12 protein-coding genes are annotated in these 12,383 nt (G+C 66.4%); 9 read left to right on the top strand and 3 right to left on the bottom strand.

Going from position 1 to position 12,383, the window contains the following annotated elements; all coding sequences use genetic code 11:
* The 8 genes from G5C50_RS27410 to hemC form a co-directional block, all read left to right on the top strand.
* The coding region (locus tag G5C50_RS27410) for a sulfatase-like hydrolase/transferase (protein ID WP_206107881.1) at positions 1-1,389 on the top strand (1,389 nt) is incomplete at its 5' end.
* Positions 1,390-1,878: 489 nt separating this feature from the next.
* Positions 1,879-2,970, top strand: a complete 1,092-nt coding sequence (locus G5C50_RS27405) for a DUF1559 domain-containing protein (RefSeq protein ID WP_165074174.1) — start codon at positions 1,879-1,881, stop codon at positions 2,968-2,970.
* 82 nt (positions 2,971-3,052) lie between these two features.
* Positions 3,053-3,502, top strand: coding sequence for a hypothetical protein (locus tag G5C50_RS27400; protein ID WP_165074172.1), 450 nt, complete (start codon positions 3,053-3,055; stop codon positions 3,500-3,502).
* 240 nt (positions 3,503-3,742) lie between these two features.
* On the top strand, positions 3,743-4,849 hold the full coding sequence (gene rlmN, locus G5C50_RS27395; protein ID WP_165074171.1) for a 23S rRNA (adenine(2503)-C(2))-methyltransferase RlmN: 1,107 nt from the start codon (positions 3,743-3,745) through the stop codon (positions 4,847-4,849).
* Between the two features lie 44 nt (positions 4,850-4,893).
* Positions 4,894-5,553 (top strand): RNA polymerase sigma factor, encoded by a 660-nt coding sequence (locus tag G5C50_RS27390; protein ID WP_240907391.1) that lies wholly within the window; start codon positions 4,894-4,896, stop codon positions 5,551-5,553.
* Between the two features lies 1 nt (position 5,554).
* Positions 5,555-6,349, top strand: a complete 795-nt coding sequence (locus G5C50_RS27385) for a ComF family protein (RefSeq protein WP_165074170.1) — start codon at positions 5,555-5,557, stop codon at positions 6,347-6,349.
* A gap of 10 nt (positions 6,350-6,359) precedes the next feature.
* Positions 6,360-6,578: a hypothetical protein gene (locus tag G5C50_RS27380; RefSeq protein WP_165074169.1), complete on the top strand. Its 219-nt coding sequence runs from the start codon at positions 6,360-6,362 to the stop codon at positions 6,576-6,578.
* Positions 6,579-6,695: 117 nt separating this feature from the next.
* Complete coding sequence (hemC, locus tag G5C50_RS27375; RefSeq protein ID WP_165074168.1) at positions 6,696-7,643, top strand: hydroxymethylbilane synthase; 948 nt, start codon at positions 6,696-6,698, stop codon at positions 7,641-7,643.
* Between the two features lie 10 nt (positions 7,644-7,653).
* Here the strand turns inward: hemC and G5C50_RS27370 are convergent, their stop codons facing one another.
* The 3 genes from G5C50_RS27370 to G5C50_RS27360 form a co-directional block, all read right to left on the bottom strand.
* Positions 7,654-8,472, bottom strand: a complete 819-nt coding sequence (locus G5C50_RS27370) for an SAM-dependent methyltransferase (protein WP_165074167.1) — start codon at positions 8,470-8,472, stop codon at positions 7,654-7,656.
* A gap of 82 nt (positions 8,473-8,554) precedes the next feature.
* Complete coding sequence (locus G5C50_RS27365; protein WP_206107880.1) at positions 8,555-9,937, bottom strand: Gfo/Idh/MocA family protein; 1,383 nt, start codon at positions 9,935-9,937, stop codon at positions 8,555-8,557.
* A gap of 150 nt (positions 9,938-10,087) precedes the next feature.
* Positions 10,088-11,752, bottom strand: coding sequence for a serine/threonine-protein kinase (locus G5C50_RS27360; protein WP_165074166.1), 1,665 nt, complete (start codon positions 11,750-11,752; stop codon positions 10,088-10,090).
* 257 nt (positions 11,753-12,009) lie between these two features.
* Here G5C50_RS27360 and G5C50_RS32445 point away from each other — a divergent pair, with 257 nt between their 5' ends.
* Complete coding sequence (locus tag G5C50_RS32445) at positions 12,010-12,372, top strand: hypothetical protein (protein ID WP_206107882.1); 363 nt, start codon at positions 12,010-12,012, stop codon at positions 12,370-12,372.
* Positions 12,373-12,383 lie beyond the last annotated feature (11 nt).

Genomic DNA, 12,383 nt, shown 5'->3' with positions numbered 1-12,383 from the left:
ACGTCAAAGGGCAGCCATTCGGCGCTACTCGCTTTCTTGATGTTCACCGCTCTGGCGACGGCCCCCGTCCTCGCGACGGCTCAGGGTGCCAAGCGGCCCAACGTCCTGTTCCTGTACAGCGACGACCAGCGGGCCGACACGATCGCCGCGATGGGCAATCCGGACATCCGCACGCCGAACCTGGACGCCCTCGCCGCGCGCGGCTCATTCCTGACGCGGGCCTACTGCAACGGCGGCCTCCAGGGGGCGATCTGCGTCCCCTCGCGGGCAATGCTCCTGAGCGGCCGCAGCCTGTTCCGGACGGACGAGAAACTCCAGGGCGTGGAGACCTGGCCTGCGGCGTTCGCGAAGTCCGGCTACGCGACCTTCGTCACGGGGAAGTGGCACAACGGGCCGGCCTCACTGCCGAAGTCGTTCCAGCAGGCCGAGGCCGTCTTCTTCGGCGGCATGGGGGACCCGTACAACCTGCCGCTCCAGGATCTCGGGCCGGATGGGACGTTCATCAACAAGCGAAACAGCGGCGAGCACTCCGTCAAGCTGTTCGCCGATGCGGCCTCGAAGTTCATCACGAGCCGCAAGCCGGGCGACGCCCCGTTCCTCTGCTACGTCGCCTTCAACTTCCCCCACGACCCCCGAACCGCCCCGGCCGACTACCGGGCAAAGTATCGCGACGAGGCCATGCCCCTGCCGGCCAACTTTCTCCCCGAACACCCGTTCGACAACGGCGAGTTGAAAGTCCGCGACGAATTGCTCGCCCCTCATCCCCGCACGCCCGACATCGTCCGCAAGCACCTGGCCGATTATTACGCCTCAATTGAGTATCTCGACGCTCAAGTAGGCCGAATCCTCGCGGCGCTCCACGACGCCGGCCAGCAGGACGACACTCTCGTCGTCTTCGCCTCAGACCACGGGCTGGCGATTGGCAGCCATGGGCTCTTCGGCAAGCAGAACCTCTATGAGCACTCGATGCGGTCGCCGGTGATCCTGGCTGGGCCGGGAATCCCGGCCGGTCGCAAGATCGACGCCTTCGCCTACCTGTTCGACCTCTTCCCGACGCTCGGCGACCTCGCGGGCGTCTCCCTTCCCTCAGGCAGCGAGGGCCTCAGCCTCGTCCCAGTCTTCCGAGGAACCGAAAAGACCCGGCGCTCCGACGTCTTCACCGCCTACCGAAACGTCCAGCGGGCCATCCGCGACGACAGATGGAAGCTGATCGTCTACCCCCGCGTCGGCAAGGTCCAACTCTTCGACCTTCAGGCCGACCCGAACGAAACCCATGACCTCTCCAGCGACCCCGCGCACACCGAGGACGCCGCCCGGATGAAGGCCCTCCTCCGCAAGCGCCAGGGGGAGTTCGCCGACAACCTCCCGGCGACTCCGATCACCCCCTGATTCGTCCGATACCCTGCAAGACGCTCGTGGGAGGGCGGGGCTCCGGGGGCCTCCGGCCTGGTCGCGAACGCCGGGTCGCATGCTCCTGATCCACGAATGCGGATAATAAAAGAGAATTAATCAACCCGTCCCAGTCGCTGTGCACGCCTGCTCGTTATGTCAGCGAGCTGAAGCGACGCAATCCTCGACGAAATTATTCGTCGAACCACAAGCTTCTACCAAAACACGACTTGCAAATCACCACGACTTCACCGCACGGGGCTTTGGCACACAAATAGCTTGCAACACGCTGTTGAACCGACGACGACCTCAGTCGGCATCCCCCCTTGCGACTTGGCCCCCGCTACTCGACGCCGAATGCAGAAATCCATACGATACGATATGGCTACTGCATCGTATTAAGAAGCGATCGAGTGTGAACCACCCAACCACAATCGGTCCTTCTCCCTCCACTGCCCTGATCGTACCTCTGAATCCTGGGATATCAGCATGAGTCGAACTCGCCGTCTTCGCGGCTTTACGCTTATTGAACTTCTCGTCGTGATCGCCATCATCGCCGTGCTGATCGCGCTGCTGCTGCCGGCCGTACAGAGCGCCCGCGAGGCCGCCCGTCGCGCCCAGTGCGTCAACAACCTGAAGCAGATGGGTCTGGCCGCCGCCAACTTTGAGTCGACCTACAGCAATCTGGTGCCCGGTATCGGGCCCTACCCGACCGCGACCACGTACACGACGCGGATGTCGTCGCTGGCGATGTTGCTGCCGTATTTGGAGCAGTCGGCGGCCTATTCGGCGTTCAACCTCCAGCACGGGATCGACACCGGCGCTCCGGCGCAGCTCACGGCCAGCTATCAGATCGTCTCGGCCTACGTCTGCCCGTCTGACGGCGAGACCGCCAAGTTCAGCCAGTACGCCCCCGGCGGTCTCGGCTACAACAACTACATGTGCAGCCTGGGCAACTCCCCCTCCCAGCAGTTGGGCACGGCGACCAACCAGGAACCGGATTCCAGCCGGGCCGGCGTCTTCAATTACCGTCTCAAGACGGGGGGCTCGGCGTTCCTCGACGCGGCCAAGACGATGCCGAACACCGACTACCTGGCCTGCGTTCCGGTGAAGCTCTCGGAGATCACCGACGGCACGAGCAACACCGCCCTGTTCTCAGAGACGAAGCGGTCGCGAGCCGTCCAGAACACGACGGCCGAGATCCTCTTCGCCGACAAGATCAACGTTTACACCTCTGCGGCCTCGTTCTCGGGGGCGACGGCCATCGATCCGCCCGCGGACTGCGCGAGCGGCGCCACGCAGACTCGGATCCGCTATCGCGGTCAGATGTACTACCGCAGTCTTCCTTCGACCTACGCCTATTCCCACACTGTCCCGCCCAACTACAAGCTGTGGGATTGTGCGGACCTTCCCACCTACACCCAGGTTCACGGCGCGGCCCGGAGCTACCACTCCGGCGGCGTGAACGTGGCCTTCTGCGACGGCTCCGTCCGGTTCATCAAGGACTCCATCAGCCTGCCCACCTGGCGGGCCCTGGGGAGCAAGGCCGGCGGCGAAATCGTCAGCGCCGACTCGTACTGAGCCAACGTCGCCCGCCGTCGACCATCGCGATCGACGGCGGGCCGTCTTTTGGAATGAGCACCGAGTAAAGGGAACTTCGTCGATGCGAGGATTGGATCGAAGGCGATGGCTGGGACTGGTTCCGGTCCTCCTGAGCCTGGCGGCGGGTTGCGGCGGCGAAGGATCGCAGTCGGCTGGCGCCGCGGACGACAAGGTCTTTCTTGAGACCTTCGCCGAAGACTATCGGATGTACACGATCAAGAAGAAGCAACCGCCTCGCAAGGTCGACGATATGAAGGCCTTGCAGAACATGGTCTCGCCGGCCGTGGAGTCGGCGCGCCAGGGCGATATCATCGTCGAGTGGGGGGCCTCCCTCCCCGACACCATGGAAGAGCCGGGCCATACCTCGTCGCCGGAGATCCTCGCCTACGGCAAGGACGTTCCGGAAAAGGGAGGCTACGTCCTCCACCTCGACCGGACCATCTCCAAGATGACCCCCGAGGAATTCAAAGCCGCCCCCAAGGCCGCGAGCTCGGCCGAAAAGAAGCTCTGAGCGAAGCCCGTCTCCGATCGTCGCGGACGCCATCCAACCTCCGCGGCGAACTCGAACAATCCACGACTCCCCCCGCGACTCACGCCGGCGCTGGAACAAGATTCAGCGCCGGCTTTTCTTTTGGTCCGGCTTCCCATCGCATCTTCGCCCAGAATCGCGGCTTGGCCGACGGCAACGGGGGTTCTACAATGGTAGCGTGGGTCGTGAGGGACGGGGTCACGTCGAGGTCGCGGGGCGCGCATGCAAGAAGGCGGAGAGCCGCAGGGGATCGAGGTCGCTTCGAAGCGCCCGCTGTTCGGGGCGTCGGCCGACGAGCTGCGCGCATGGATCGCCGAACAGGGCCATAAGCCTTATCGGGCCAAGCAGATCCAGCAATGGGCCTTCCATCGGCGGGCCAAGACGTTCGCCGACATGACCGACGTTCCGCTCGACCTGCGGAAGAAGCTCGACGCCGAGTGGACGCTGTTCGCCACCGAGCTGGCCTACCGGGGGATCGCCGACGACGGCACGGACAAGCTCCTCCTCCGCTGTCGCGACGGCCGGAACATCGAGTGCGTCTCCATGTCCGACCCGCCCCGGCGGACCGTCTGCATCAGCACGCAGGTCGGCTGCGGCATGGGCTGCGTCTTCTGCGCCAGCGGGTTGAAGGGGGTCGAACGCAACCTGACCTCCGCGGAGATCTTCGACCAGGTCCTGCAGGCCCAGTCTCTCCTGCCGCCCGGCGAATCGATCACGCACGTCGTCGTGATGGGGATGGGCGAAAGCCTGGCGAACCTGGACAACCTGCTCGTCGCCCTCGACCGATTCTGCTCGCCGGAGGACGGCCTGGGCATGAGCCAGCGGAGGGTGACGATCTCGACCGTCGGCCTCCCCGCGAAGATCCGCAAGCTGGCCGGAATGGACCGCCAGTACCACCTGGCGGTCTCGCTGCACGCTCCGACGGAAGCCCTCCGCGACGAGTTGGTGCCGGTCAACGAGAAGGTCGGCCTGGCCGCCGTGATGGCCGCCGCCGATGAATACTTCCAGATCACCGGCCGCCAGGTGACGTATGAGTACGTCCTGCTCGGCGGCGTCAACGATCGCCGTGAACACGCAACAGCGCTGGGCAAGCTCTTGAAAGGCCGCAAGGCGCACGTCAATCTGATCCCCTACAACACGGTCGCCGGCCTGCCGTTCCAGCGTCCCGAACCGGACGACGTCCGACGGTTCGTCGAGACGGTGCGGCGGTTCGGCGTGGCGGTGACGGTCCGTCGTACCAAGGGGCGAGAGATCGACGCCGCCTGCGGCCAGCTCCGTCGCCGCCTGGAGGCGCCGTCGGAGCCCGTCGCCATCGGATCGCGTCCGTGAGCCTCCCCGTCATCGACTTTCGACGCTGAAAGGAGCGAGCGCCCTTGAGCCGAGGAGGAGAACTCGACGCGCTGGAACGGCAACTGGAAGCCCGCGATCCGGACGTGCGGCTCATGCTCCAGATCCGCGACGACGTCCCCGGCGCGTTCGAGGCGATGGTCGCGCGGTATCAAGACCGGCTCGTCGGCGTCCTCTTCCACATCGTCGGCAACCAGGACGAGGCCGAGGATCTCTCGCAGGACGTCTTCCTTCGGGTGTACAAGGCGCGCAAGGGATATCGACCCAAGGCGAAGTTCTCGACCTGGCTGTTCACCATCGCCAACAACCTGGCGATGAACCACGCGCGGACGAAGGGTCGCAATCCCTCTCGGCCGATGGGGGGGGCCGGCGACGAATCGCGGGCCGAATCCCCCGCCCTGGCCGTCCCCGGGCGCGAGAAAACCGCGTCGACCCAGATGCGCCAGGTGGAGCTTTCCGAGGTCGTCCGCGAGGCGATGGGGTCGCTCAACGAGGACCAGAAGATGGCCGTCCTCCTCAACAAGTTCGAGGAGATGAGCTACGCCGAGATCGCCCAGGTGATGAACCGCTCGCCGGCGGCCGTGAAGTCGCTGCTGGCCCGGGCGCGAAACGAGCTTCGCGAGCGGCTGGAGCCCTACCTCCAGCTGGACGACTCGGTTCCAAGACCCCGCGCCGAGGGGCGCTGAGGTGGCCTCGGCCGGCGGCTCGAACGCCGTCGGACGGCTCGCGACGGCCTGGCGGCTCGTCGGCGAGGCGGTCGGCGACCTCGTCTTCCCCTGGCGCTGCCTGCTCTGCGAGGCGTCCGGCCCTTCCGTCCGCGGGCCTTTCTGCTCAACCTGTCGGGGCGAGTTGCTGGAGCTCGCCGAAAGCTACGCCGCCCTCTCCTGCCCCCGGTGCGCCCTGCCGATCGGACCGTTCGCCGACCTCCGCGGCGGCTGCCATCACTGCCGACGCCGGCCGCTGGGGTTCGACTCGGCGGTTGCTCTCGGAGCACACGATCACGACTCCCCCTGGCGCGAGTTCGTCCTGAACCTCAAGAAGGAGCGTGGGGCGTTCCTGGCGCCGGCGATGGCCGCTCTCTGGGCCGAGTCCCGCCGCGAGACGTTCGACGCCGTTCCGGCCGACGCCCTGGTCGCCTCGGTGCCGCAGCACTGGTTCCGCCGGCTGGCCCGGAGATACAATCAGGCCGACGCGCTGGCCGGCGCCCTGGCTGAGACGCTCGGCCGCGAGCACCGACGCCTGCTGCGAAGAATCAAGCCGACGCCCCACCTGGTCGGCCGAGGCCGACAGGAGCGAGCCCTCGTCATGCGAGGAGCCTTCGCCCCCCGTCGCGGCGTCGGCCCCTCGCTCCTGAAGGGCCGCACCATCCTGCTCGTCGACGACGTCCTGACCACCGGAGCCACCCTGGGCTCCGCCGCTCGAGCGCTGAAACGGGCCGGAGCCCGTCGCGTCGTGGCGGTCGTCGTTTCCCGCGAACGTTGATGAGGGCCCGATGGCCGAGGCCATCCTGATTTACCTGCTCCTGATGCTGGCCTTCGGCCCCGGAACGTTCGTCTACGGATTGCTCACGATCGCGCGGAAAAAAGTGCGTGCGACTCGCAAGCTCACCCTTCAGGGCGCCCCCGCCGTGGCTGCCGGGCTCGTGTTGATGATTGTGGGGTGTGCGACGACCTGGTTTTTCTGGACGATGGGGGCGTACTTACCCCCTTGAGTTCCGGTAGGCTGGGTCCAAACCCAGTTCACGTAAAGCGTCACTCTCTCCAGGCTGGGTCTCGACTAAGCCTACGGGGAGAGCCCCCTCTCGCCCTCGATCCTGAGTTTCCCCGCCATGACCGCCCCCACCAACCCCCGAACGATCCGCATCGGCACCCGAGGCAGCCGCCTGGCGCGATGGCAGGCCGACTGGGTGGCCGATACCCTTCGCAACCGCAGCCCCGGCCTGTCCGTCGAACTGGTCGAGATCAAAACCCAGGGCGATCGCGACCGCAACTCGCCGCTGGCGGCCATCGGCGGCACGGGTCTGTTCACCAAGGAGATCCAGCGGGCCGTGCTCGACGGTGCGGTCGACGTCGCCGTCCACAGCCTCAAGGACCTCCCCACGCAGGGCCCCGCCGAACTCGTCCTGGCCGCGGTGCCGCCTCGCGAGGATGTGGCCGACGCCCTGATCGCGCCGGCCCGCAAGACGCTGGAGGCTCTCCCCGCCGGCTCTCGCGTGGGCACGGGCTCGATTCGACGCCGGGCGCAGATCCTCAACGCCAGGCCCGACCTGGTGGTCACGTCGATCCGGGGGAATGTCGAGACCCGGTTGAACCTGGCGCTCGGAGGCGAACTCGACGCCGTGGTCCTCGCCTGGGCCGGGTTGCATCGGCTCGGCCTGCACCACCACGCGACCCAGCGGCTGGAACCGCCCGCGATCCTGCCGGCCGTCGGCCAGGGGGCGCTCGGGATCGAGTGCCGAGCCGACGACCAGGCGACGCGCGGCCTCCTCGCTCTGCTCGACGACCCGGACGCTCATCGCGGCGTCGTCGCCGAGCGTCGGGCTCTGGCCGAGTTGGAAGGCGGCTGCATGATCCCGATGGCCGCCTGGGGACGGATTGCTGAGGACGGCCAGTTGCATCTGGACGCGGCCGTCCTCGACCCTGACGGCCGAACCCGCCTGCTGGCCTCGCTCTCGGGTGATCCCAACGCCGCCGACGAACTCGGCCGGCGCGTCGCCCAGGCCCTTCGCGATCAGGGCGCCGACGCGATCCTCAACGCCTTCCGCGCGGGGAGGTGAGCGACGCTCATCACGAACGACGAAGCATCGGTTTCTCGATGTAGGGCATGGCAACGGACGTGATCGGCTCGGTGAGCAACGCATCCGCCCGACGCCGGCCTACGGTTCGGAAGTAGCCAAGCGTTCGCCCCCGATCAGCGCCGAGCGCCGCCAGTTCGACTGCGTTGTCCGGCGCGACGGCTTCGACCCAGGCTCGCCAGTATCGCCAGCCGCCCTCCAGCTCATCGGCCGTTTCGACATCGAGGATTCCGGTCCGCCCCCAGTGCCGACGCCACCAGGCGGCCGAGTGGAGGCACCAGGGCTTGTCTTGCTCCCACCATTCGCGGAGATGTTCCGGGGGCGTTCCGTCGTCGAACTCGTGCATCAGGCCGGCGCCCGCGATCGCCAGCGGCCCGCCAGGCTTCACGAACCGCGCGATCTCGTTCAGGTAGAGGTCGTCGGTCCCGTAATAGAAGAACGAGTCGATCGACACGATCGCATCGAAAAACTCGGCGGCGAATGGCAGATTGCGGGCGTCGGCGTGGATCGGGAACACAGCGTCCTCGGCGCCAGCCGCCTGGATTCGGCGGAGATTCTCCGAGGCGCTGAACCAGAGGTCGACGGCCCAAACCTGCACGCCGAACTCGCGATGCAGGAAGATCGAGGAGAGAGCCCGACCACAGCTCAGGTCGAGCACCCTCATGCCGGGTCGGAGGTCAAGAGCCTCCGTCAGCCACTCCGCCAGCCAGAGCGGGTTGGCTGCGCCGGAGAAGCCGGCAAGCATCCATTCCGGGCTGTACCTTGAGGCGCGAGGGAACCGCGCCAGAGCCAGGGAATCATCCAGGGACATGCGAGTCTCCGGGGTGCGGCGCGACGGATCGACCGAGAACGTTCTGGAATTCGACACCCGCGCCGCACGACCGGTTCGCTCGTCAGAGTTCCCAGCCCTTGCGATAGGTCCCCTTCACAAGCTCCTGAGCGGCGGAGCTGTTGGTGATCCGGCCGCTGACGCCATCGTAGTCGACGGCTTCACCGGTCCGCATGGCGATGTTGCCGACCAGCAGAGCCTCGGTCTGGACGGCGGCGAAAGCGAAGTTCGAGAACGGCATCTCCGGCTTGCCGGCGCGGATGGCCTGGAACCACTCAAGCTTGTGGTTGTCGTCGTTGTTGGCGCCGGCTCCCTGGATGCGAGGAATGAACGGCTCGGGGGCCTTGAAGTCCTTGAACTTCTCGACGGGCCACAGTTGACGACCGACCGACTCGCCCCTGGCAGAACACATCGTTCCGTTCGAGCCGATGCAAAGCCAGCCGTTGTCCTCCATCTTGTACCCTTCAGGGAACAGATCGGAGGACGGCCGGTTGGGCTTCCCGTCCTTGGCGCCTTCATACCAGGTCAGCTTGACCGGCGGCCGTTTGCCGCGGGCGGGGAACTCGTAGACGACCGTGGCCCAGGCGGGGAAGGTCTCGGGGTTGATTTCGCCGCTCTTGGCCGAGACCCGCACCGGGAGACCGAGGTCCAGGCCGTGGAACGGGACGTTGGTGTTGTGGCAGCCCATGTCCCCCATGACGCCGGTGCCGAAGTCCCACCAGCCGCGCCAGAGCATCGGGGTGTAGACCGGGGCGAAGGGGCGTTCCGGAGCGCCGGCGAGGAAGAGGTCCCAGTGCAAGCCGGTGGGGGGCTCGAACGACCCCTGGGGACGGGCGGTGATGTCCGGGGCCTGCTTCCAGTACTTGCTGGGGCGGTCGGTCCAGACGTGGACGTCGGTCACGTCGCCGAGCACGCCGGCTTGAAGGATCTCGACGCTCTGTCGGAGGCCCTCGGTGGCCCCTCCCTGGTTGCCCATCTGGGTGCAGACGCCGTACTTCTTGGCGGTCTCGCGCATCAGGCGGGCTTCCCAGACGGTGTGCGTCAGGGGCTTCTGGCAGTAGACGTGCTTGCCCAGCCGCATCGCGGCCACAGACGCCTGGGCGTGGGCGTGGTCGGCCGTGGAGACGGTCACGGCGTCGATCTTGTCGCCCATCGTCGCCAGCAGTTCGCGGAAGTCGTGGAAGGTCTTGGCTTCCTTGAATTTCTCAGCCTTGCTCTTGAGCGTCTTATCAGAGACATCGCAGATGGCGACGACCTTGCCGTGGTTGCCGGCGTGGTCGATATCGCTGCTCCCCTTACCGCCGACGCCGATGCCGGCGACCTGGATCACGTCGTTCGGCCCGACGCCGGCCGCGCGGCCGTTGCGGCCCTGACAGAAGATCCCGAACCCCGCGAGCGAGGTCCCATACAAGAACGCGCGACGATCCATGACCGGCTGCTGCGACATCGGCGGGTCTCCAGGTGGGTGAAACCGGCGGGCGAGCCCCCGAGTGGGGGCGTGGCAGGCGACGAGGCCCACCATAGCGCGCGCAAGATCCCAAAGCCAGAGGCTGCCCGAACGACGGCGAGATTCTCCCGGATCGACCTGATCGCCGATTCAGACCACCGGCGCGAGGCGGTCGAGCGCCTCCAGGACGTCCTTGAGCTTCAGAGGCTTGGAGAGGACGGCTAGCTGATCGGCCGACGGCAGCTTCTCCTGGAGTGCGCCCTGCCGGGGTCCCAGGAGGACCAGGACGCGGAACGGCACCGAGGCCGCCTTGGCCCGATCACGCATCGCTTCCAGGTGAGACAGGGCCTGGGGGCCCAGGCCGTCGACGTCGAAGAGCACCGCGTCCGCCGGCTCCTCACCGTAACGCTCGGCCGCGCGTTCCGCGTCGGCGATCATGAGAATGCGATAGCCCCGGCGCGTCAGGCTCTTCCGCAGGACGTCCTGAATCTCGGTCAGAGGCTCAACGCAGAGCAGCGTCGGCGGGGCGGCCGCGTGGGGCTCGGGAGCGGGGGGCGCGGGAGCAGGCTCGACGACCGCCACGGGCTCAGGTTCGGCTTCGACCGGCGGGGTCCCCAGCAGAGCGTCGAGATCGGCTTCGTCGGGCTGCGACTCGAAGTGCTCAAGATCGAGGGCCAGGGCTGCTTCCTCGGCGGCGGCGCGGTTCTCAGGAGCCTCGGGATCGGTCGAGATGAAAGGATTGCGGAAGAGGGCGCTGCCGATCTCGGGATCGATCTCCAACTCGTCGTCGGAGATGGGGGCGTCAGTCCCGAGCTTGCCGTCGCGGAAGGCTTCCAGGTCGGCGAGAACCTGGTTGATGGTCTGGTAACGGGAGCGGAGGTCCATCTTCATCATCTTCTCGACGATCTGCGCCAGCGCCGGATCAGGGGCGTTGCGATGCTCGGAGATGGGACGGATGATGCTGAACGACCGCTTGAGCATCTTCTTGAGCGGGTCCTTGCTCTCAGAGTCCTCCAGCGGGACCTGCCCCGTGAGCATGTAATAGAAGACGCAGCCCAGGAAGTAAATGTCGGAGCGATGATCCCCCTTCGGGCTGCCGCACGAGCGTTCCAGCGCCGAGTAGTCGATCGTCCGCTGGCTCCGCCCGACCTTGCCGTCCTCGTCGATGTTCGCCAGACCGAAGTCCACGAGCTTCGCGACGCCCGAATTGGAGACCAGGATGTTGGTCCCCTTGATGTCGCGGTGGCCGACGCCGTTGCCGTGGGCGTAGGCGAGCCCCGCGGCCAGGTTGATCATCAACGGCAGGGCCTCTTTGCCCCGCAGGTTGTGGCGGAGGCGCAGGAGTTCGCGAAGGTTCATCCCCTCCACGTACTCCATGATGATGAAATGCTTGTCGTCCTGATCGCCGTAGTCGAGCACGCGGACGATATTGTCGTGCTGCAGCCGCATGCCGGCCTCAGCCTCTTTGCGGAAGGCGGCCACTGCCTCCGGATCGGCGGCGAATCGGCCCCGCAAGACCTTGATCGCGACAGCCTCGCCCGTGTTCGTCCGCTCGCCGCGGTAGACTCGCGCGAACGTCCCCTCCGCGAGATGGAAGAGCGCTCGATAGGGGCCGAAGAAGAAATGGGTGACGTCCCCCTTCTTCATCCGTTCGAGCTGCCAGCTTGTGATCCAGCTACGGCGCAGGCAGTATCGGACGAGGGCCTCGGGCGAGCCGTCCTCGGCCTCCATCCGCGCTTCAATAAACTGATCGCGGCTGATCAGACCGATGTGAGTCAGCTGATCCACGATCGTTTCGACGTCGAGTTCCGGCATAAGAGAGTTCCTGACCTTGCGCAGGGTGTCATCCATGATGCCGATGGAATCGGCGACGCTCCGATCTATTTTATACCTACACCGCAGAACCTTGTGACGCGAGGCCGGATTCGCGGATTTTCCTCCCCGCGAGACGCCGGCGAGGCCTGAAAAAACTACATCGATTGTACCAACTCGACTTCCGGGCGCTTTAGATTCCCCATGTGCCGCCCGCGGCAAGCCCCGCACGGCCACGAACCATGAGGAGCGACCCAGGAATGTACGAGCCCACCGGACGACCCCAGGCGACCCCCACTGCGGCGACGAAGAGCCCCATCATGACCCAGCCCAAGCCGAAGGATCCGACGCCCCCCCCCGAGGGTGGTGCTGAGTGGCTGAACCGCCGGGCCAGCGAGCAAGCCACTCGTGCGGCCGTCGCCCGTCACGCCAGCGGCCGGCGGCGGTTCGTGGACCCGACCACCTGCGAGCGCGACTACAGCGAGGCCGAGATGGAATTCATGCTCGCCATGAACGCCTACAAGCAACGAAGCGGCCGGATGTTCCCAACGTGGAGCGAGGTCCTGGAAGTCCTCCGCAGCCTCGGATACGAGAAGCCCGTCGAAGAGGGCTTGATGGACTGACGATTGAAGAC

The sequence above is a fragment of the Paludisphaera rhizosphaerae genome (assembly GCF_011065895.1).
Lineage (GTDB): Bacteria > Planctomycetota > Planctomycetia > Isosphaerales > Isosphaeraceae > Paludisphaera > Paludisphaera rhizosphaerae.
The sequence above is the reverse complement of the archived record's forward strand: the minus strand, read 5'-3'. Positions and strand labels throughout refer to the sequence as shown.

What these genes read in the sequence shown, in the direction of transcription:
- G5C50_RS27405 (WP_165074174.1), top strand. Translation starts at nt 1,879, where the DNA reads ATGAGTCGAACTCGCCGTCTTCGCGGCTTTACGCTTATTGAACTTCTC.
- G5C50_RS27400 (WP_165074172.1), top strand. Translation starts at nt 3,053, where the DNA reads ATGCGAGGATTGGATCGAAGGCGATGGCTGGGACTGGTTCCGGTCCTC.
- rlmN (WP_165074171.1), top strand. Translation starts at nt 3,743, where the DNA reads ATGCAAGAAGGCGGAGAGCCGCAGGGGATCGAGGTCGCTTCGAAGCGC.
- G5C50_RS27380 (WP_165074169.1), top strand. Translation starts at nt 6,360, where the DNA reads ATGGCCGAGGCCATCCTGATTTACCTGCTCCTGATGCTGGCCTTCGGC.
- hemC (WP_165074168.1), top strand. Translation starts at nt 6,696, where the DNA reads ATGACCGCCCCCACCAACCCCCGAACGATCCGCATCGGCACCCGAGGC.
- G5C50_RS27370 (WP_165074167.1), bottom strand. Translation starts at nt 8,472, where the DNA reads ATGTCCCTGGATGATTCCCTGGCTCTGGCGCGGTTCCCTCGCGCCTCA.
- G5C50_RS27365 (WP_206107880.1), bottom strand. Translation starts at nt 9,937, where the DNA reads ATGTCGCAGCAGCCGGTCATGGATCGTCGCGCGTTCTTGTATGGGACC.
- G5C50_RS27360 (WP_165074166.1), bottom strand. Translation starts at nt 11,752, where the DNA reads ATGCCGGAACTCGACGTCGAAACGATCGTGGATCAGCTGACTCACATC.
- G5C50_RS32445 (WP_206107882.1), top strand. Translation starts at nt 12,010, where the DNA reads ATGTACGAGCCCACCGGACGACCCCAGGCGACCCCCACTGCGGCGACG.